Source organism: Arthrobacter sp. Hb9-2, assembly GCF_059091165.1.
Genome location: NZ_JBNHGJ010000008.1, coordinates 1 through 18321 on the forward strand (window position 1 = coordinate 1; position 18321 = coordinate 18321).

The 18321-nt window shown below is 64.3% G+C and carries 17 protein-coding genes and 1 pseudogene; 10 read left to right on the forward strand and 8 right to left on the reverse strand.

The genetic code is table 11. The features are described from left to right. The 6 genes and pseudogenes from AC5RV1_RS06605 to AC5RV1_RS06630 form a co-directional block, all read left to right on the forward strand. Nucleotides 1-122, forward strand: a pseudogene (locus AC5RV1_RS06605) (lipoyl synthase); the annotation flags it as partial. 35 nt (nucleotides 123-157) lie between these two features. Further along, nucleotides 158-991, forward strand: coding sequence for a methylenetetrahydrofolate reductase (locus tag AC5RV1_RS06610; RefSeq protein WP_493993954.1), 834 nt, complete (start codon nucleotides 158-160; stop codon nucleotides 989-991). Continuing rightward, nucleotides 981-2471 (forward strand): D-serine/D-alanine/glycine transporter, encoded by a 1491-nt coding sequence (gene cycA, locus AC5RV1_RS06615; RefSeq protein WP_493993955.1) that lies wholly within the window; start codon nucleotides 981-983, stop codon nucleotides 2469-2471. Before AC5RV1_RS06610 ends, cycA begins: the two co-directional genes overlap by 11 nt. A gap of 5 nt (nucleotides 2472-2476) precedes the next feature. After that, nucleotides 2477-3397, forward strand: coding sequence for a formyltetrahydrofolate deformylase (gene purU / locus AC5RV1_RS06620; RefSeq protein ID WP_493994032.1), 921 nt, complete (start codon nucleotides 2477-2479; stop codon nucleotides 3395-3397). Between the two features lie 70 nt (nucleotides 3398-3467). Beyond that, nucleotides 3468-3620, forward strand: a complete 153-nt coding sequence (locus AC5RV1_RS06625; RefSeq protein ID WP_493947812.1) for a hypothetical protein — start codon at nucleotides 3468-3470, stop codon at nucleotides 3618-3620. Between the two features lie 237 nt (nucleotides 3621-3857). Further along, complete coding sequence (locus AC5RV1_RS06630) at nucleotides 3858-4100, forward strand: hypothetical protein (protein WP_163166098.1); 243 nt, start codon at nucleotides 3858-3860, stop codon at nucleotides 4098-4100. Between the two features lie 192 nt (nucleotides 4101-4292). Here the strand turns inward: AC5RV1_RS06630 and AC5RV1_RS06635 are convergent, their stop codons facing one another. Continuing rightward, nucleotides 4293-4715: a universal stress protein gene (locus AC5RV1_RS06635; RefSeq protein WP_493993956.1), complete on the reverse strand. Its 423-nt coding sequence runs from the start codon at nucleotides 4713-4715 to the stop codon at nucleotides 4293-4295. A gap of 280 nt (nucleotides 4716-4995) precedes the next feature. On the opposite strand from AC5RV1_RS06635, the gene AC5RV1_RS06640 reads away from it, so the two are divergent. Next, complete coding sequence (locus AC5RV1_RS06640) at nucleotides 4996-6036, forward strand: hypothetical protein (protein WP_493993957.1); 1041 nt, start codon at nucleotides 4996-4998, stop codon at nucleotides 6034-6036. Between the two features lie 92 nt (nucleotides 6037-6128). On the opposite strand, the gene AC5RV1_RS06645 is transcribed toward AC5RV1_RS06640, so the two are convergent. From AC5RV1_RS06645 to AC5RV1_RS06660, 4 genes are all read right to left on the reverse strand, one after another. Next, nucleotides 6129-7145 (reverse strand): LacI family DNA-binding transcriptional regulator, encoded by a 1017-nt coding sequence (locus tag AC5RV1_RS06645; RefSeq protein ID WP_493993958.1) that lies wholly within the window; start codon nucleotides 7143-7145, stop codon nucleotides 6129-6131. Nucleotides 7146-7164: 19 nt separating this feature from the next. Next, on the reverse strand, nucleotides 7165-8067 hold the full coding sequence (locus tag AC5RV1_RS06650) for a carbohydrate ABC transporter permease (protein WP_493993959.1): 903 nt from the start codon (nucleotides 8065-8067) through the stop codon (nucleotides 7165-7167). A 2-nt stretch (nucleotides 8068-8069) separates the two neighbouring features. Further along, nucleotides 8070-9035 carry a carbohydrate ABC transporter permease gene (locus AC5RV1_RS06655; RefSeq protein ID WP_493994033.1) on the reverse strand — a complete coding sequence of 322 codons (966 nt, stop codon included), beginning with the start codon at nucleotides 9033-9035 and terminating at the stop codon, nucleotides 8070-8072. Nucleotides 9036-9203: 168 nt separating this feature from the next. After that, nucleotides 9204-10523 carry an ABC transporter substrate-binding protein gene (locus tag AC5RV1_RS06660; RefSeq protein WP_493993960.1) on the reverse strand — a complete coding sequence of 440 codons (1320 nt, stop codon included), beginning with the start codon at nucleotides 10521-10523 and terminating at the stop codon, nucleotides 9204-9206. Between the two features lie 193 nt (nucleotides 10524-10716). Between AC5RV1_RS06660 and AC5RV1_RS06665 the strand changes: the two genes are divergently transcribed. Both AC5RV1_RS06665 and AC5RV1_RS06670 read left to right on the forward strand, forming a co-directional pair. Further along, entirely contained in the window at nucleotides 10717-12777 is a 2061-nt protein-coding gene (locus tag AC5RV1_RS06665) for a beta-galactosidase (protein ID WP_493993961.1), read from the forward strand. A 3-nt stretch (nucleotides 12778-12780) separates the two neighbouring features. Beyond that, the gene (locus AC5RV1_RS06670; RefSeq protein ID WP_493993962.1) at nucleotides 12781-12993 is read left to right on the forward strand and encodes a hypothetical protein; all 213 of its coding nucleotides are present in this window, start codon (nucleotides 12781-12783) and stop codon (nucleotides 12991-12993) included. Between the two features lie 5 nt (nucleotides 12994-12998). On the opposite strand, the gene AC5RV1_RS06675 is transcribed toward AC5RV1_RS06670, so the two are convergent. Continuing rightward, complete coding sequence (locus tag AC5RV1_RS06675; protein WP_493993963.1) at nucleotides 12999-14093, reverse strand: serine hydrolase domain-containing protein; 1095 nt, start codon at nucleotides 14091-14093, stop codon at nucleotides 12999-13001. 247 nt (nucleotides 14094-14340) lie between these two features. On the opposite strand from AC5RV1_RS06675, the gene AC5RV1_RS06680 reads away from it, so the two are divergent. Further along, nucleotides 14341-15690, forward strand: a complete 1350-nt coding sequence (locus tag AC5RV1_RS06680; RefSeq protein ID WP_493993964.1) for an MFS transporter — start codon at nucleotides 14341-14343, stop codon at nucleotides 15688-15690. A gap of 69 nt (nucleotides 15691-15759) precedes the next feature. Here the strand turns inward: AC5RV1_RS06680 and AC5RV1_RS06685 are convergent, their stop codons facing one another. Both AC5RV1_RS06685 and AC5RV1_RS06690 read right to left on the reverse strand, forming a co-directional pair. Next, the gene (locus AC5RV1_RS06685; RefSeq protein ID WP_493993965.1) at nucleotides 15760-17403 is read right to left on the reverse strand and encodes a glycoside hydrolase family 53 protein; all 1644 of its coding nucleotides are present in this window, start codon (nucleotides 17401-17403) and stop codon (nucleotides 15760-15762) included. 218 nt (nucleotides 17404-17621) lie between these two features. Continuing rightward, nucleotides 17622-18230 carry a TetR/AcrR family transcriptional regulator gene (locus AC5RV1_RS06690; RefSeq protein WP_493993966.1) on the reverse strand — a complete coding sequence of 203 codons (609 nt, stop codon included), beginning with the start codon at nucleotides 18228-18230 and terminating at the stop codon, nucleotides 17622-17624. Nucleotides 18231-18321 lie beyond the last annotated feature (91 nt).

Consider the following 18321-nt stretch of genomic DNA (forward strand, 5'->3'; position numbering starts at 1 on the left):
GCAGGCTCTGGGCCACCGCGATGCGCAAGAAGGGCTGGGAGATCCCGGCAGAACTGGCCCACATCGAGTCCTCCGGCACCACCCGCCAGGAAGCCAGTTCCCTTCTCGCAGCCACAGCCTGAGTTGGGATACCCACCCTGATGCACAGACAGGACCAATGATGTTCCCCGTCAGAATCGAAATCATCCCATCCTCGGGAATCGTGGAGCAGGTCCAGGCCCTGGTGCCCACGACCACCACGCTGAGCGTGACATGCCTGCCGCACCACGGCATCGAGCGGACCACGCGCACGGCAGTGGAGCTGAGCGACGCCGGGTACAAGGTAATCCCGCACCTCGCCGCGCGGAGCATCCGCAGCCGGGCCGAGCTCACCGAGATTGTCCGCGGCTGCGATGCCGCGGGCATCCGCGAAGTGTTCGTCATCGGCGGCGACCGGAAGCAGCCCGCCGGCATTTACGGCTCCGCCCTTTCCGTGCTGGAGGACATTGCCCAGTACAGCAGCGGAATGATGCGGGCCGGCGTCGCGGGCTATCCGGAAGGCCATCCCCTCGTCAGCCCGCTGGACCTGTTGGACGGACTTCTGGCCAAGCAACACCTCGCCTCGCATGTGGTCACCCAGATGTGCTTTTCCGCCGGCAAGATCCAAGACTACGCAGCGCTCCTGCGCCGTGAGGGCGTCCACCTGCCTGTGTGGGCGGGCGTGGCCGGGTCCGTCCCGCGGACCAAGCTGGTGGCACTGTCCAGGCAGATCGGCGTCGGAAGCTCCCTGAAGTTCCTCAGCCGCAAGGGCCCGCTGGCCCGCAAACTCCTGAGCGGGGACCGCTACTCGCCGGACAGCCTGATCACCGGCCTCGAAAGCCAGCCCGGCACCATCGCCGGCATCCACCTTTACAGCTTCAACAGCCTCGATCCCCTGCCTGCGGGCCCGGACCAGGCGGCCACTTCAGCACTCCAGACAGCATTGATCCGAGGAGCAGCACGTGACAACTAACCCTGTAACGCCCCACCAGGAGCCGCATCTTGAGCGGCAGCTCACCAACAGGCACATCCAGCTGATCGCCATTGGCGGCGCCATCGGCACGGGCCTGTTCATGGGCTCGGGCAAAACCATCTCCGCGGCCGGACCGTCCGTCATTTTTGTGTACATGATCATCGGCTTCATGCTGTTCTTCGTCATGCGGGCGATGGGCGAACTGCTGCTGAGCAACCTGAACTACAAATCCTTTAGCGACTTCGCCGCGGACCTGCTGGGCCCGTGGGCGGGCTTCTTCACCGGCTGGACCTACTGGTTCTGCTGGGTGATCACGGGCATCGCGGACGTCATCGCGATCGCCGGCTACTCCAAGGAACTCTGGCCGGGACTCCCGCTGTGGATCCCGGGCCTGGCTACCGTGGCGATCCTGCTGCTCCTGAACCTCGTCACGGTGAAGGCGTTCGGCGAGACCGAATTCTGGTTCGCGCTGATCAAGATCATTGCCATCGCGGCGCTGATCATCGTGGGTATGTTCATGATTTTCACGGGCTTCCAGTCCGACGCCGGCCCTGCCACCTTCACGAACCTGTGGAGCCACGGCGGCATGTTCCCGAACGAGTTCATGGGCTTTGTGGCCGGCTTCCAGATCGCTGTGTTCGCGTTTGTTGGCATCGAGCTGGTGGGCACCACGGCGGCTGAGGCGAAGGACCCGGAGAAGAACCTGCCCAGGGCCATCAACTCCATCCCCATCCGCGTGCTGCTCTTCTACGTGGGCGCCCTCATCATCCTGATGTCAGTGACCCCCTGGACCCAGTTCCAGGCCGGCCACAGCCCGTTCATCGCCATGTTCTCCCTGGCCGGCCTCGGCGCCGCGGCCACCGTCGTGAACCTGGTGGTGCTCAGCTCGGCCATGTCCTCGGCCAACTCCGGCATCTATTCGACCTCCCGCATGGTCTACGGTCTGGCGCAGGAAGGGGACGCGCCGTCGGTCTTCCGCGGCCTGTCCCGGCGCAAGGTGCCACAGAACGCCCTGTTCCTCTCCTGCGTGCTGCTGCTCTCCGGCGTCATCCTGATGTACGCGGGCCAGGACATCGGCAAGGCCTTCGAAATGGTGACCACCGTGTCCGCCGTCTGCTTTGTGTTCGTCTGGTCCATCATCCTGGCCAGCTACCTCGCGTTCCGGCGCCGCCGCCCCCAGCTGCACGAGGGCTCGAAGTACCGGATGCCCGGCGGCGTGCCGATGGTCTGGGTGGTGTTCGCATTCTTCGCCTTCGTCCTGTGGGCACTGACCACGCAGCCGGACACCCTGCTGGCACTTTTGGTGACCCCTGTGTGGTTCCTGGTGCTCGGCGCCGCGTGGCTGATCCTGCGGCGACGGCCTGCTCACCTGGCCCGCTACGCCACGTTCAAGTCGGAGCTGGCGCAGGATATGGATACTGAAGCGTCAGCCATCGGGCGGGACTTTGACGGCGCGTTGAATGACGGGGTGAATAAGTGAGCACCCTGGTAACGCCCGTTCCAACCCCTGCCAAGGGTGCCTCGACGGCGGAACGTCCTGCCGCCGTCGAGCATGTCCTGACGGTTGACTGCGTGGAATCCCCGGGAATTGTCCACGCGATTTCGGCCTTCCTGCTGGAGCACGGCTGCGACATCATCGACATCAAGCAGTACGGGGACAAGGCCCAGGGGCACTTCTTTATGCGGGTGCACTTCGCCTCCGGGCCTGATCCGCAGCAGCAGCCGTTCAGCACCGAGGACCTGCGCGCCCGCTTCACGCCGCTGGCCGATCAATGGCAGATGAACTGGCATCTGGAGCCGCACGGCCGCAAGCGCCGCGTGCTGGTGATGGTGTCCAAAATGGGGCACTGCCTCAACGACTTGCTGTTCCGGGCGCGGACGGGCGATATTCCGGTGGAGATCGTCGCCGTCGTGTCCAACCACCCGGACCAGGCAAGCCTGGTGGAGTGGGACGGCATACCGTTCTTCCACGTGCCGGTCACCAGGGACACCAAGCCCGCCGCCGAAGCCCGGCTCCTGGACCTTGTGGACGTGCTCGACGTCGAACTTGTGGTCCTGGCCCGCTACATGCAGGTGCTCAGCGACGAGCTCTCCGCCAAGCTCGCGGGCCGTACCATCAACATCCACCACTCGTTCCTGCCCAGCTTCAAGGGGGCCAAGCCGTACCACCAGGCGTATGAGCGGGGCGTCAAAACCGTGGGGGCCACCGCGCACTACGTGAACGCGGAACTGGACGAGGGTCCGATCATCGCCCAGCAGGTCATCGAGGTGGACCACACGTACACCGCTGAGGACCTGGTGGCGGCAGGGTGGGACGCCGAGTGCGTGGCGCTGCGGAACGCCGTCCGCTGGCATTGCGAGGGCAGGATCCTGCTGCTGGGCAACCGCACGGTCATCCTGCGGTAGTGCCGTGAACGCGGCGGGCGGGCATCAGTGGCGGCGGGTGTCGTGGAACGCCCTGCCGAGGGGGCAGCGGGTGCGGCTTTCGCAGCACGGGCTGCCTATCGGCTCGGGCTTTGTGGACACCGCCACGCCCGATGGCTCGATCATTTGGGTTGTACTTGACGGCTGGCAGGAACGCCGGATGTTCCTTCGGGAGGACTATGTGCAAGTGGAGATCAACGGGTAACGGGTCAAAGCGCAGGACCGTGCGGCAGCGTCTGGAAGCGTGGGCGGTTGCTGCCACGTTCCTTGCCCTGATCGCCGTTACCGTCGCGCAGGCGCTCACTTTCGGGAACTGACGGAAGCGGCGCTGTGGGAACCGAAGGATTCAAGTACGCCGACGACGGGAGGGGCCGCCGTCGGCCGCTTCACCTTGGGCGCGCCGGGTCATTGACCGTTCACCGGCAACCGGTAACCATGAGTTATGACTGACTCAGCCGATACCTCAAGCGCCCCCTTTGACGACGACGAAACTGTGGAGGACACAGCCCATACGGAGACTCCTGAAAGCATCGCGGACGAGGTCCGCGACGAAATTCGGCTGGGCCACGTGGAGGATGACGTGAGCCATGTGCTCGAGGAACGCTTTGAGGAGGCCGGCATCGAACTGCGCCCGGAAGAGGTGGATGACCTCGCCGAGGAAATCGAAAAGGACGTCTCAAGCTAGGTAACCGTGCGGGCCTGAAGCGGCAGGGAACAACCTGGATCAGTGCGCTGGCCGTGTTGGGCGCATGGCTCCCGGCCACTACGTGGTGGAGGGGCAATACCACTGGTCCAGGTGGCCCGCACTTTCCTGCTGCGAAACGCAAGCGGCCGACGGCGGGACCTTCCGCCGTCGGCCGCTCGCTTGGCTTAGCTGTTAGTCCTCGTAGGTGTTGGCGATGTAGACATCGCAGGGGGCGTTGTGCGCCACGCTGTTGGCGACGCTGCCCAGGAGCCGGCCGATGCCGCGCATCCTGCGGTTGCCCACCACGATCAGCCGGGCGTCCAGTCGGATGGCTTCCTTGATCAGTGCATCAGCCGGCTTGCCGCGAGCGGCAGAATGGGTGATCTCCAGGCCCTGTCCCGAGTTACCCAATGACCTCGCGACGTGTTCGGCACTGTCGGCGTTCGAGATTCTGACCTTGTCCGACCCTGCGCCGAAGGTCTCGGCGGTCTCGAACTCGAATGCGGTCACAATGTGAAGGGACGCTCCCAGGGACACCGCCAGGTCCCTTGCAGTTTCCGCAGCCTTCCTGGCCGACTCGCTGCCATCCACTCCTACAACAACTACTCCACTCATTAATGGCTCCTTTGTTCGGTGTTGCGGCTTGTGTCCACTGGCAAGTCTAAGGAACTTGGGCTTGAAGCCCCCACATCATCTTTCGGATGGCCTCACTCTGAAAATCCCCGACCTTTACCCTCTACTGCCAGGCAGCACCAAGACCGGCCCCAGGCAAAAACCTCTGGAACGAGCGTTCGACGCGGGAGTAAACTACGTCAACACCGTCGATGTCGAGGCGCTGAAGCAGCTCCTCATCACCTGCACAAATAGCCCCCCGGTAAGCAGACAGGCGAAACTGATGACTTCAAAAACGCTAATTGCAACGACGACGGCGGCCCTGCTCGCGCTCGGTCTCGTCGCGTCCACGCCCGCGGGCGCTGCGGACAAAGCACCCAAGAACGACGGCTTTAGTTTCGGCGTTATTGGGGACATGCCCTACGGCGACGCGGAAGTCGCCAAGTTCCCAGACCGCATCCAGGACATCAACGCGGACAGCAGGCTTGACTTCGTGGCCCACGTGGGCGACATCAAGAACGGAACGTCACCCTGTTCCGACGGCTACTTTACGAGGATCCGGGAGCAGTTCGACACCTTTGAGCTCCCTCTGGTCTTTACGCCGGGCGACAACGAGTGGGTGGACTGCCACCGCATCGACAACGGCGCGTACAACCCGCTGGAACGGCTGGACACGCTGAGGGAAGTGTTCTTCGACGAACCCGGCAACACCCTCGGTGCCGCCATGTCCGTGAGGTCCCAGGTAGGGCGCGGGCTTCCGGAAAACGTCCGCTTCACCCAGAACCGCGTGGCCTTCTCCGTGCTGAACATCCAGGGCAGCAACAACGGGCTGCAGCCCTGGAGCGGTCTGGGCAAAACGACCGCCACCCCCGAGCAGCGGGCCGACGTGAATCACCGGATTGGCGCTGCGGTGGACCAGATCCGCGACACGTTTGCTGACGCCACGCGCGGGGACCTTCGTGCCGTGGTGCTGATGACCCAGGCCGACATGTTCGCTCCCCCGCCCCTGAACGGCCGTAAGCCCAGCCCGAACTCGGTGTCTGGTTTCAAGGAAATCGTAAAGACCATCATCGAGGAAACGAACCGATTCGACGGGCCGGTCTATATCATCAACGGCGACAGCCACGTCTTCGCCGCGGACAAGCCGCTCGCGGCTGGCTCAGAATGGCTGGACATTTACGACCTGCCGGCCGCGGATGACCTGCAGCGCATCACCGTGGCCGGCGCAGAAGACGTTACCCACTACGTCCGGTTCACGGCGTCGCGGAACAGCGCGTCCAGCGCCCCTGTCCTGTCCTGGAAGCAGGTCCGCTTCAGCCGGTAGCGGCAACAACCGCAGCGGCAACTACGGAAGCGGACGACGCCGGGAGGTTCCGGCGTCGTCCGCTTCCGTTTTTCACGTGGCCGGCTGAAAGGTCAGGCTGATTCCCTGACCACCAGTTCGGTGGGAATGGTGATGGCCGCGGGGCGCTTGCCGCTAATGACATCCAGGAGCAGGCGGACCATTTCCTCGCTGATGCGTTCGAAGGGCTGGCGCACGGTGGTGAGCGCCGGGGTAGCAGTGGAGGACGCGCTGATGTCATCGAAGCCGACGACGGCGACGTCCTCAGGTGTCCGCCGCCCGGCCTCGTGCAGCACCTCCAGGGCACCGATCGCCATGAGGTCGTTGGCAGCGAAAACAGCGTCGATATCAGGAGCCCGGCCGAGAAGTTCCCGCATGCCTTTCGCCCCACTCTCCTTGCTGTAGTCACCGTGGACGATGAGCGCCTCATCAATGCCGGCGCCCTGGTCGTCGCGGTAGGCCTCGAGCCTGCGGATGCCGCCGGAGGTGTCCTGTGGGCCAGTGATGGTGGCGATCCGCCGGCGGCCGGCATCACGCAGGTACCGCAGGAGGTCCCGGGCCCCTTCGTAGTCGTCGGCCGCCACGTAGCCCATCTTCTTTTCGAAACCGAGGGGGATACCGCAGGAAATGGCAGGGATGCCCGCGGAGATGATGTCAGAGATGATTCCCTTCCGGGTGGCATGCGAGGACACCAGCAGCACGCCGTCCACATGGCCTGCCGTGAGGAAGTCGGTGGCGCGGCGCTGTTCGTCGTCAGTGCCGGCCAGGATCAGCACCAGCGGAATGTCATGGACTGCCAGCGCGTCTGCCGCCCCGCGCAGGAGGACCGCGAAGTTCGGGTCCTCGAAAAGGCGGTCATGCGTTTCGGTCAGCAGGAAAGCCACCGAGTTGGCACGGTTGGTGGCCAGGTTCCGGGCATGCGGGTTGACTCGGTAGCCGGTCTTTTTGATGGCGGCGTTGACAGCTTCCAGAGCGGACGGGCTAACCCAGTGTCCGCCGTTGAGCACGCGGGAGACCGTGCCGCGGGACACCCCGGCTTCTTTGGCCACGTCGTCAATCTTTGGCCTCGGCCGGGAGGTGGGTTGAGTCATCTTCAAAGCCTATCCAGTACTAGGCCTTGACAGCGCCGGCGGCGAGGTCGACCCGCCAGTAGCGCTGCAGCAGCAGGAACATGATGACCAGCGGGACGATCGACAGCAGGGCGCCGGCCAGGACCAGAGTGTACAGGGCCGGTGCGGAGGCGCCCTGGTTCAGCAGCCCGTTCAGGCCCACCGTGATCGGGAACAAATGGTCGTCGCCGAGCATGATGTAGGGCAGCATGAAGTTGTTCCAGATGGCCACGAAGTGGAAGAGGAAGATGGTCACCAGGCCGGGCAGCATCATGGGGGCCGCAATCCGGTTGAAGATGTACATTTCCTTGGCGCCCTCGGTGCGGGCGGCCTCGATGACATCGCCGGGTACCGACGCTGCTGCATAGATCCGGGCGAGGTAGATGCCGTAGGGGCTGATGATCTGGGGCAGGAGCACGGACCAATAGGTGTTTGTCAGGCCGGCCTGGGCGAGCATCAGGTATTGGGGAATGGCCAGGATGACACCGGGGACCAGCACGCCCATCAGCAGCACCTTGAAGATTCCGGACTTGCCGGGAAAATCGAACTTTCCCAGGACATAGCCGGAGAGGGCGGAGACCCAGGTGGAGACGATGGCGCCCACGCCTGCGTACAACGCGGTATTGGCCATCCAGCGCCAGAACAGCCCGTCACGGTATTCGGTGAGGGCAACGATGTTGTCCCACAGGTGCGTGCTGGGGGCCAGGGTGAAGGTGGAGAACAGCTCGTTGCCGTCCTTGCTGGCGGCGGCCACCACCCAGATCACAGGGAACAGGCAGTACAGCGCGCCTAGGATCAGGATCCCGGTGGACAGGTAGCTCGGCTTGTCGTGGGCCGAAACTGCGCCCTTGGAGGTGCGAACTGTCTTTGTATTCTCGGTGCGGCTGGGCGCCAGGATGGTCACGGTCAGTTCTCCTGTCCGAAGGCCCGCTTCTGCACAACGCGCAGGAACAGGAAGGAAATGATGAAGGTGGCGGCGGCGATCACGATGCTGGTGGCGGCGGCTGAGTACACGTCGTTACGCGTGAAGGCGTCGCGGTAGACCAGCATGAGCGGGGACCAGCTCGTGGAGAGGCTGTTGGCCAGCGGCCGCAGGGTGGTGGGCTCGGCGAAGACCTGGAGCGTGGCAATCATCGAAAACAGCGCCGTCATGACCAGCGACGGGGCGATGATGGGGATCTTGATCCGCAGGGCGGTCTGGACCTCTGAGCAGCCGTCCAGCTTCGCTGCCTCATAGATTTCGCTGGGCACGGCCTTCAGCGATGTGTACATCACGATCATGTTGAAGCCCACGCCGCCCCAGAGGGCGATGTTGCAGATGGCGAACGTGACGAGGTTCGGGTCCAGCAGCGAGGGAAGCGCGACGCCGAACTGCCGGGCCAGGAAGTGGAAGGGGCTCACGCCGGGCAAGTACAGGAAGCCCCACAGAAGGGAGCTGATGACTGCGGGCACGGCGTAGGGAAGGAAGATGGCGGTGCGGGAAAAGCTGCCGGCCCTGGTTCGGCGGGAATCCAGCAGGAGCGCGAACAGCAGGGCGAAGCCGAGCATCAGCGGGATCAGGATGAGCCCGTACAGCAGCACGCGCAGCACGCTGCCCAGGAACTCCGGGTCCGTCAGGGCGCTGACGTAGTTTTCGAAGCCCGCAAACACCTGGCTCTGGGAGCCCTTGCCGAGGCCCAGGCCACTGACCTTCTTCTTCTGGAAGCTCAGCACCAGCGTGTAGACGATGGGGGCGGCCATAAAGACGAGGAAAAGGATGATGCCCGGGGCGAGCATCGCGTAGGGGATGAGCACCCGGGATTTGAAATTCTTCGCCCGCCTGGAGGGTCCGGCTGCGGTATCAGCCGCCGGACCGGGCTTGGTCACGGTCATTGCCACGGGTGCACTTCCTTGTGTGGATTGGAGCTTGTGTGGATTGGAGCTTGTGGGATTCGAACCTGTCTGGATTCGAACTTGTCTGGATTCGAGATGGTGCCGGTTCCGGGAGGGGCCTTGGGGATGCCCCTCCCGGAACCGGAGTCAGTTGCTGCTTGCGGGACGCTACTTGACCGTGAAGCCGGCCTGCTTCAGGTCCTCAACGGTGACTTGCTGCATGGATTTCACGGCGTCGCTGAAGGCGCTCTTCTGCTTGGCCTGGGCAGCTTTGGCGAACTGGTCATTGTAGGCGTTGAAGGCCACGTTGACGTTGGGCCCGTAGGTGAAGGAGCCCACGTTCTGCGCGGCGTCGCCCACCACCTCGTAGAAGTCAGGCTGGTTGGAGAAGAATTCCGGTGCCTCCGTGAGCGCGGACTTGGCGCCTGCGTTGTCCGCGGGGTAGACGCCGGTTTCCTTGACCAAAGCCTGGACTGCTTCGGGGTCGGTGTTCAGCCAGGTGGCAAACTTTGCGGCGGCCTCGGCGTTCTTGGACTGGGTGGTCACGGCGGTGGAGGAGCCGCCCCAGTTGCCGGTGGAGGGCTTGGAAGCATCCCATTGCGGCATGGGTGCCACCTTCCACTGCCCCGCGGTGGCGCTGGCGTTGCCGGAGAGAACGCCCGGGCCCCAGGCTGCGCTCAGCCAGCCCACCTGCTTGCCCGTGTTAAGGGCGGTGTTCCATTCCGGGGTGTACATGGGCTTGTTGTCGATGGTGCCCTCTTCCACGAGGCCGCCCCAGTGCTCGGCAACCTTTTTGGTGGGGTCCTCGTCGATGTTGACGCTCCAGGCGTCGCCGTCGACACCCCACCAGGAGGCACCTGCCTGCTGGGCCATGCCGGTGAACCAGCCGGCGTCGTTGGAGGAGAAGGTGCCGAGGTAGGCCTCGGGGTCAGCGGCGTGGACTGCCTTGGCGGCCTGGGCGTACTCATCCCAGGTGGTGGGAACGGAAAGGCCCAGCTTTTCAAAGATGTCCGCGCGGTAATAAAACACCATGGGGCCGGTGTCCTGCGGAACCGCGTAGAGGGCGTCGCCGCCGAGGGTCACCGAGTCCCATACGCCTTCCGGGAAGTGGCTCTTGGTTTCATTGGCTTCAGTGCCGGAGAGGTCGGCGAGGGCGTCGGCTGCGACCAGCGTGGGGATCTTCTGGTATTCGGCCTGGATCAGGTCGGGGGCGCCGCTGCCGGCCTTGACGGCTGTGAGCAGCTTGGTGACGGCGGGATCGCCGCCGTCCTGCTTGTTGACGGTGACGTGGATGTTGGGGTTTTTCTCGTTCCAGACCTCCACCACCTTGTCCAGGTTGGGGGCCCAGGCCCAGTAGGTCAGTTCCACCTTCTGGTTGGGATCAGTGGCTGAGCCGGCGTCCGTACCTGAAGTACCGGAGCATCCTGCGGTGAGCATCGCGGCCGCGGCGAGCATGGCCACGGCGCCTGCACGAAATGACTTGCGCATTTCGTCCTCCTTGTCGAAAAGCTGAATGGTCTGTCTGAAATATCACCGCTCATCCGAACCGAGGCCGCATGACTGTGAGCGGTTCCAGTAATTCATAGTGCTGCAAGCTGTGTCAATAGCGGATGGGTGATGGTGTTGCCCATTTGCCCTGTGATAGAACTGGGACCGCACACAGTCCTAAGGAGAATCCCCCATGACAGACGTCCTTCACCGCACGGTGCCGCAGACCGCTGCAGCGCCTGAGCGCTCACCTGCGCCCTGGGTCCAGCGGCCTGCCGGCCTTTGCTACGGCGGGGACTACAACCCTGAGCAGTGGCCGCGCGAGGTGTGGGTGGAGGACATCGCACTGATGAAGGAAGCCGGAATCAACCTGGTCAGCATCGGCATCTTCTCCTGGGTCCTGTTGGAACCGCGCGAAGGCGAGTATGACTTCGAATGGCTGGACCACCTGATGGACCTCCTGCACAACGCCGGCATCAGTGTGGATCTGGGCACGCCCACGGCAGCCCCGCCGGCATGGTTCTGGAAAAGGTACCCGCAGGCCCGTCCGGTCAACCGCGAGGGCGTCACCCTTGGGAACGGCTCACGGGGCATGGCCAGCCCCAGCTCGCCCGAGTACCGCAGCGCCGCCGCCAACATCACGGAGCAGCTGGCCCGCCGCTACGCCTCACACCCGGCACTGGTCCTCTGGCATGTGCACAACGAGTACGGCGCTCCGATCAGCGACTCCTACGATGACTACTCCGTGACGGCGTTCCGGGACTGGCTCCGGGCCCGCTACGGCACCCTGGAGGAACTGAACAAAGCCTGGGGCACCCTTTTCTGGGGCCAAAAGTACGGCGAATGGGACGAGATCGACGCCCCCCGGCTCTCGGCCAGCGTCAGCAACCAGTCCCAGCGCCTGGACTTCCGCCGCTTCACCTCGGACGCGCTGCTGGAGTGCTACATCAACGAGCGGGACGTCATCCGCAAGTACACCCCGGACATTCCCGTCACCACCAACTTCATGGCCACCAACTGCCTCGCGGCCGACTACTGGAAGTGGAGCAAGGAAGTGGACATCGTCGCCAACGACCACTACCTCGTGGCCCAACGGGCCGACAACCACATCCTGCTCGCCATGGACGCCGACCTCACCCGCTCCCTTGCAGGGAACAAGCCCTGGATGCTGATGGAACACTCCACCGGTGCGGTGAACTGGCAGGGGCGGAACATCGCCAAACGCCCGGGCGAACTGGCGCGCAACAGCCTCTCCCACCTGGCCCGTGGCGCGGACGCCGTCATGTTCTTCCAGTTCCGGGCGTCCCGGTTCGGTGCCGAAAAGTTCCACTCCGCCATGCTTCCGCACGCCGGTACCGGCACCCGGATCTGGCGTGAAGTGCTGGACCTGGGCGATGACCTGAAGAAGCTCGCCGCTGCCAAGGGGTCCACAGTGAAGTCCCGGGTGGCCATCCTCTGGGATGTGGAGTCCTTCTGGGCGCAGGACCTGGAATGGCGGCCCAGCAGCGACCTCAACCACCGCGAACGCATCGAGGCGTACTACACCGCACTCTGGCAGGCCGGCATCAGCGTCGACTTCGCGCACCCGGAGACGGACCTCTCCGGATACGATCTCGTGCTCGCCCCGTCCCTCTACCTGGTGGGGAACAAGGCTGCAGCCAACCTCAAGAACTACGTCCAGGGCGGCGGCAACCTGCTGGTCTCCTACTTCTCCGGGATCGTGGACACCAACGATACCGTTCCGGTTGGCGCGTCACCCGGCGCCCTCCGCGACGTACTCGGCCTGGAAATCCACGAGTTCCTGCCGCTCCGCGAGGATGAGACAGTCACCCTGAGCAGTGGTGCCGCGGGCAGCGTCTGGGCGGAGGAAATCCATCCCGGCACCGCCACCGTTCTCAGCCACTACGTGGACGGGCCCGCAGCTTCGCGTCCCGCCGTAACCCGCAACCACTTCGGCAGCGGAACCGCCTGGTACGTCTCCACCAAGCTCGACGGCGGCGACCTCGCCGCTGTGGTGCTTGACGCCGTCGGAAGCGCCGGCATTGAGGCGGCACCGCGGCCGCCGGCCGGGCTGGAAGTCGCTTCCCGCAGTGCCGGGACGGACACCTTCACCTTCCTGATCAACCATGCGGACACCGACGCCGAGTACCCCGCCGCCGGGCGCGACCTCCTCAGCGGCGAAACGGTCACTGGTACCGCTGTGGTCCCCGCCGGGACCGTGTGCGTTATCCACTCCAGCACGGAACAGGGGTAAGACATGGCAACCGCAACCGCTGAGTACAGGGAAGTCAGGGTTAGCAGCGCGGACGAGGTCGAGGACCGGCTGAATTCGGCTGTCAAGGACCTGCAGGTGATCGCAACCCGCAGCCGGACCCACGGGATCCTGGTCACCCGCCTCAACCCCGGCCACTTCCGCGTCTCCTTAAGCGACCAGGTGCCTTTTGGGCTGACCCGCGAGCTGATCCATTAGGCGGCTCAGGTTGCGGTGATGATCGCGTCCAGCTTCCGCAGCGGTCCCCAGGCACCGTCTTCGCTGTTGGCTACAACAGCGAGGGTGACATCCTGGGCAGGGTAGTAGCGGACCATGGCGCTGGCGCCCACGTTGATGCCCTCCTTGTAAATGGAACGCACAGCCCCATCCGAGGTGAGCTCGATGGCAGGGCCGAGCCCATAATGAAGTTCGGCCCGTGCCCCCGGCGCCGGGTCCGGCTTGGAGCTGTGCAGCGCGTGCGGCGTGAGGAAGGCCTCGGTTGTGGCCTGGCTGAGCAGTTCACCTTTGCTGACGGCAGTCAGGAATCGGGTGAGGTCCGCCGCTGTGACGTGGGCGCCGCCGTCGGGGGAGCCGATGGGCGGGTAGGAGTAGATGTTCTGCCGCCACCCCTTGACGGGCCCGCCTGGTCCTTCCCGGACGGGCTCCCAGCCTTCTGCAACGTCGGGCTCGGCTTCACGCATGTCGAAGAACCCGGCGGTCCCCATCCCCGCCCTGGCAAACACCTCCCGGCGCACTGTGCTGCGGAAAGTTTCGCCGGTGGCATGCTCCAGGGCGAGGCCGCACAGGATGTAGCCCACATTGCAGTACCTGCAGCCGTCACCGGGTTGAAAGACGGCAGGTTTGTGCACGAATTGCGGCAGGAAGTCTGCGGTTTTTGTAACGGAGTAGGAGGGGCGGTCCAGCCACAGCGCCGCGTAGGACTCACCCGCTTCCTCATCGGCGTCATCTGCTATGCCGGAGGTGTGGCTGAGCAGGTGCCGCAACGTCACCGCGGGGGAGATGGTGGTTCCGGCCAGGTCCACGTAGGAATGGATGGATTCATCGAGGTGGAGTGTGCCGGCATCCACCTGCTGCAGGATGGCGACGGCGGTGAAGAGTTTCGTCACCGACGCAACGTCGAAGCGGGTTCCGGGGGTTACCGGGACGTTCCAGCGCCGGCTCGCTGTGCCATGGGCAGACTCCATCAGCACCTCGCCTGCCCGCTCCACCCGGACGACGCCGGAGAAAGCGTCGGCGGCCGAGAGGGCAGCCAGCTCGGCCTTGACGTCCAGCAAAGGGCTTTCGAGCGAAACAGTCATGTGGCGTCCTTTCATCTCAGGCCATCCTAGGGACCAGAAGGGGCGGCCACCTGTCAGTCCACACCTTCCCACGTGGCTTTGACGTGACCAGCAGCACTGTTTATACTTTATGAAACGATTCAAAAAGGCAGCAACCTACTGGCCCCTCAACGTAGCCAGTCAGCTCCGCGGCATCCCCATGATCACTAAAACAATCCGGAATAGGACACTTCCGGTTCCTTGCCAACGACGAGAAGGAAATCAGCGAATGACCATAACGACCAACGGGAATGCCCAGCCCGGCCACAAAACCAGCATCGAAGGCAGGGACCCGAAGCGGGCCGCGATGAGCGGCTGGATCGGTGGAGCGCTGGAGTACTACGACTTCGCGCTGTACGGCCTGGCCGCGACGCTCGTCTTCCCGGCCATCTTCTTCCCTTCCGAAAACCCCACAGTCGCGATCATCGCGTCGTTGGCGACCTACGCGGTGGGCTACGTTTCCCGTCCGGTGGGCGCTGTTGTCCTGGGCGCCTACGGCGACAGGCACGGGCGCAAGAACGTGCTTGTCCTGGCGATGCTGCTGATGGGCTTCGCAACTTTCGCCGTCGGGCTCCTGCCCACGTACGGGCAGGTGGGTATCCTCGCCCCCATCTTTCTGGTGGCCCTCCGCCTGATCCAGGGTTTTGCGGTGGCAGGCGAACTCGGCGGCGCCAGCGCCATGATCGTGGAGCACTCACCGGACGCCCGGCGCGGCTTCTTCACAAGCTTCAGCCTTCAGGGCACCCAGGTGGGATCCATCCTGGCCACCGGAGTCCTGCTTCCGCTGGCGGCCCTTCTCCCCGCCGACCAGTTCCAGAGCTGGGGTTGGCGCATTCCCTTCCTGCTCAGCGCCTTCGTGATCCTTGCCGGCTACATCATCCGCCGGCGGGTCCAGGAGCCCCCGGCCTACCTGGCGCAATCCGAAAGCGGTACAGCCAAGCGCCGGTTCCCGATCGTTGACCTCCTGCGCACGCACCCGCGCGTTATGATCCTGTGCGTCATCATGACCTTCACCAACGTGGTGGGCATGGCGACCCTCATCTTCGGCGTCTCCTATGCGACCCAGGAGGGCTACGGCATCGGCTTCTCCAGCAGCGAGTTCCTGTGGGTAACCCTCGTGGCCAACCTCGCCGCAGTAGCGACCATCCCGGTGTTCGGCGCCCTGTCCGACCGGATTGGCCGGCGCGTGCTGATGGTGGCCGGCGGAATCGGCGGGGGCCTCATGTCCGGGGCCTACTTGTGGGCCATCGACCAGAAGAGCCTGTTCCTGGTCTTTGTCTGTGTGGTGATCGTGCAGGGCATCTTCTTCCAGATGTGGAACGCAACCTTTGCCACGTTCTTCCAGGAACAGTTCCCCATGCGGATCCGCGTGACCGGCTTCGCGGTGTCGCAGAACGTTGGCCTTATGATCGCATCGTTCTTCCCGAGCATCTTCACGGCGGTGGCTCCTCCCGGTTCAGGAAACGTTCCGGTGGTCATTGGCCTGATCACCTTCGGGATTTGCCTCCTGGCAGCCGCGGCCACCTTCCTGTCCTCCGATACAAAGGGCAAGTCACTCGAGGACCTCGAAGCACATTAGTCTTAACGGGCCAGCCAGAAAAGCCGCGCCTGCCCTGATGGGCAGGCGCGGCTTTTCTGCGCAAAGGGGTCAGTGTTTGACGTCGGGATCCGGCGCGAATTCCTGCAGCGCCGGAAGGGCCCGGCCGTCGAAGCCGAACATCGCCTGGTTTTCCCACGCGTTGCCCGTAGTGGCGTCCGCCGGATCCCAGCCGTTGCCGGGAACCGCGGTCCAGGCAGGCTCCCAGGAAACAACGCCGAGACCACGTCCGCCGGGTGCGGAGGCCACCACGTCCTGGACCGCCCGGAAGTTGGCTGTCTGTCCCTCCGGTGTGGCCGGGTAGCCGGGGATGAGCTGGTTTTCCCGGGCTATGACGTTCTCCCACGGATCAACCGGGTTGTCCGCGAGCGTGAACGGGTAGGAGTTTTCCACCACGATCACGTTCCGGTCATAGCGGGCGGACAGGGTGGTGACGGCGTTCTGCAGGTCAGCCATGGAACCGTGCCAGAAGCCGTAGTAGGACAGACCGATCGTGTCGAACTGGACGCCCCGTTTGGTGACCTCGTCGTACCACCAGGTCAGGCCGCCGATTCCGTTATTGATATTGGTCAAATGCAGGATGACGTCCGTCTGGGCGTTGACGTCCTTGGTGGCCCGGGCGCCGGCCGACAGGAACAGTGCCAGATTGTCCCACTGGGCCCCCTTGACGTCATCCGTCGGGTTGACGTCCCAGGTTTGTCCGAGGGGCCAGAGCATACCTGGGTTGATTTCATTGCCCACCTGCACCGAGTCCGCCGTGGCGCCGGCGTTCTTCAACGCAGTCAGCACCTCGAAGGTGTGGGCGTACACGGCATCGGCCACAGCCTGTGGGCCCAGGCCCGCCCAGGCCGCCGGCATCCCCTGGGCACCGGGATCGGTCCACCGGTCGCTGTAGTGGAAGTCCACCAGGACCTTCATGCCGGCTACCTTGGCGCGCTTGGCGGTTGCGACTACTTCGTCCGTGGTGTTGTAGCCGTCAGCGGGATTGACCCACACCTTGAGCCGCACCAGGTTGGCCCCCGCATCGGCAAAGGCCTCCACCGCGTCCACCGGCCGGCCGTGTGCGTCGAAGTACACCGCGCCCATGTCCTCGTTCTTTGCGAGGTTGGAAAGGTCGGCGCCGCGGACAACACGCTGCACAGATCCGGGGGTGAGCGTGACGTCGTCAGCCACTGCCCAGTCACCGGCCTTGCCGCGGGTTTCGATGACTATCTCGCATGCACTCTTCGTGACGTAAGCGTCGGCGGAAATCTGCAGCCACGCGCCGTCCTGTGCCGTGGACGGAAGGACGGTCTCGCCGTCGACACCGCAGTTCTTGAGTCCGATCCGGGAAGCCCCAAGTGTCCCCTCAGCCTTGACCCGCGCTGAAACCGTCCACCAGCCCTCAGCAAGGTTCCCGGTTTTCTGGCGCAGGTTCACCGTGCCGTCTGAGCCGAGCCGCTGGACCAGTTGGGGATTTCCGGCCTCTGCCGCCGTGGTGGTTGAGGCCGGGTCGCCGGTGGCCTTCCAGCCGGCCAGTCCCTGGGAAAAATCTCCGTTGACGACGGCGCCCGCTGCCTGGCTTTGGGGGCTCTCGGCAACGGCCGGGGCGATTCCTGCCGGCAGTGCCGCAGCAGCGAGGAGTGACGTCACCACCAGTGCTGATCGTCGTTTCCGGTTTCTTGGGTGGTGGATCATTGAGTCGTACTTTTTCATGTCGTCCTCCCTGACGGTACGAAGTGGAATACGGTCCCTAACCGCAAAAGCTGTTTTAGACCGTGCGCGCTCCCAGTAGTAGCACACGCCAATGAGCGCTGAATAGCCCGTTTCAGGCGACTCAGTTAGTGTGCTTTATCGTGACTCAGCTGTGATCGATCCCAGGCGAGGCTGTGGACAGCCTTCCTTATGGTTTGACGCAGGCGGACCGCCGGGCGTCAGTGCGAAGCTAACCGCATCCGAAGCGAGTCGAGGAGGAGCTGAAGGCCGGTCTCGAAAGCCCGGTCGCTGCGTTCCCGGCCGTGGCCGGATGCCTTGAGCAGCCGCGACAAAGTGGCGGCGGACTCGGTTGGTTCCCACACGTCGTCGGGGGCTGCAAGGTCCAGGCCGGCGCCCAGTGAAAAAGAGTCGATGACTGAGATGATCGTCAGCACGTCGTCGTCAGGGAACCCGCCGGCGATGAGGGCCGATGCCATCCGCTCGTAGGCGGTGATCACTCCGGGATCGGTAATGGTCTTACCCACGATGAGGGGCACCACGAACGGGTGGGCCGCGTACATCTCCCGCTGGCCGCGGACAATCAGCGAGACCACCTCGTGCCAGCCGGCATCCTCCGGAACATAGGGGATGGATTGGGTGGCCAGCCGCGCGCGCATCAGTTCGATGATTTCGTCGCGCCCGGAGATGTGGTTGTACAGGGACGACGCCGTGACGCCAAGGCGGCGGGCGAGGGCATTGACGCCGAAGCCGGCCCCTTCATCCACCAGTTCGATGGCGGCATCGGCGATGCGGTCCACCGACAGGATCGGGGTTCTGGGCCGTGGCATGGGGCTCCCTTCGTCAAATGCCAGTCTATGGACTCTTCCCTTTGATCCACGTCACATGCATAATAAAACGAACGCCATTCGTTTTAGCGGA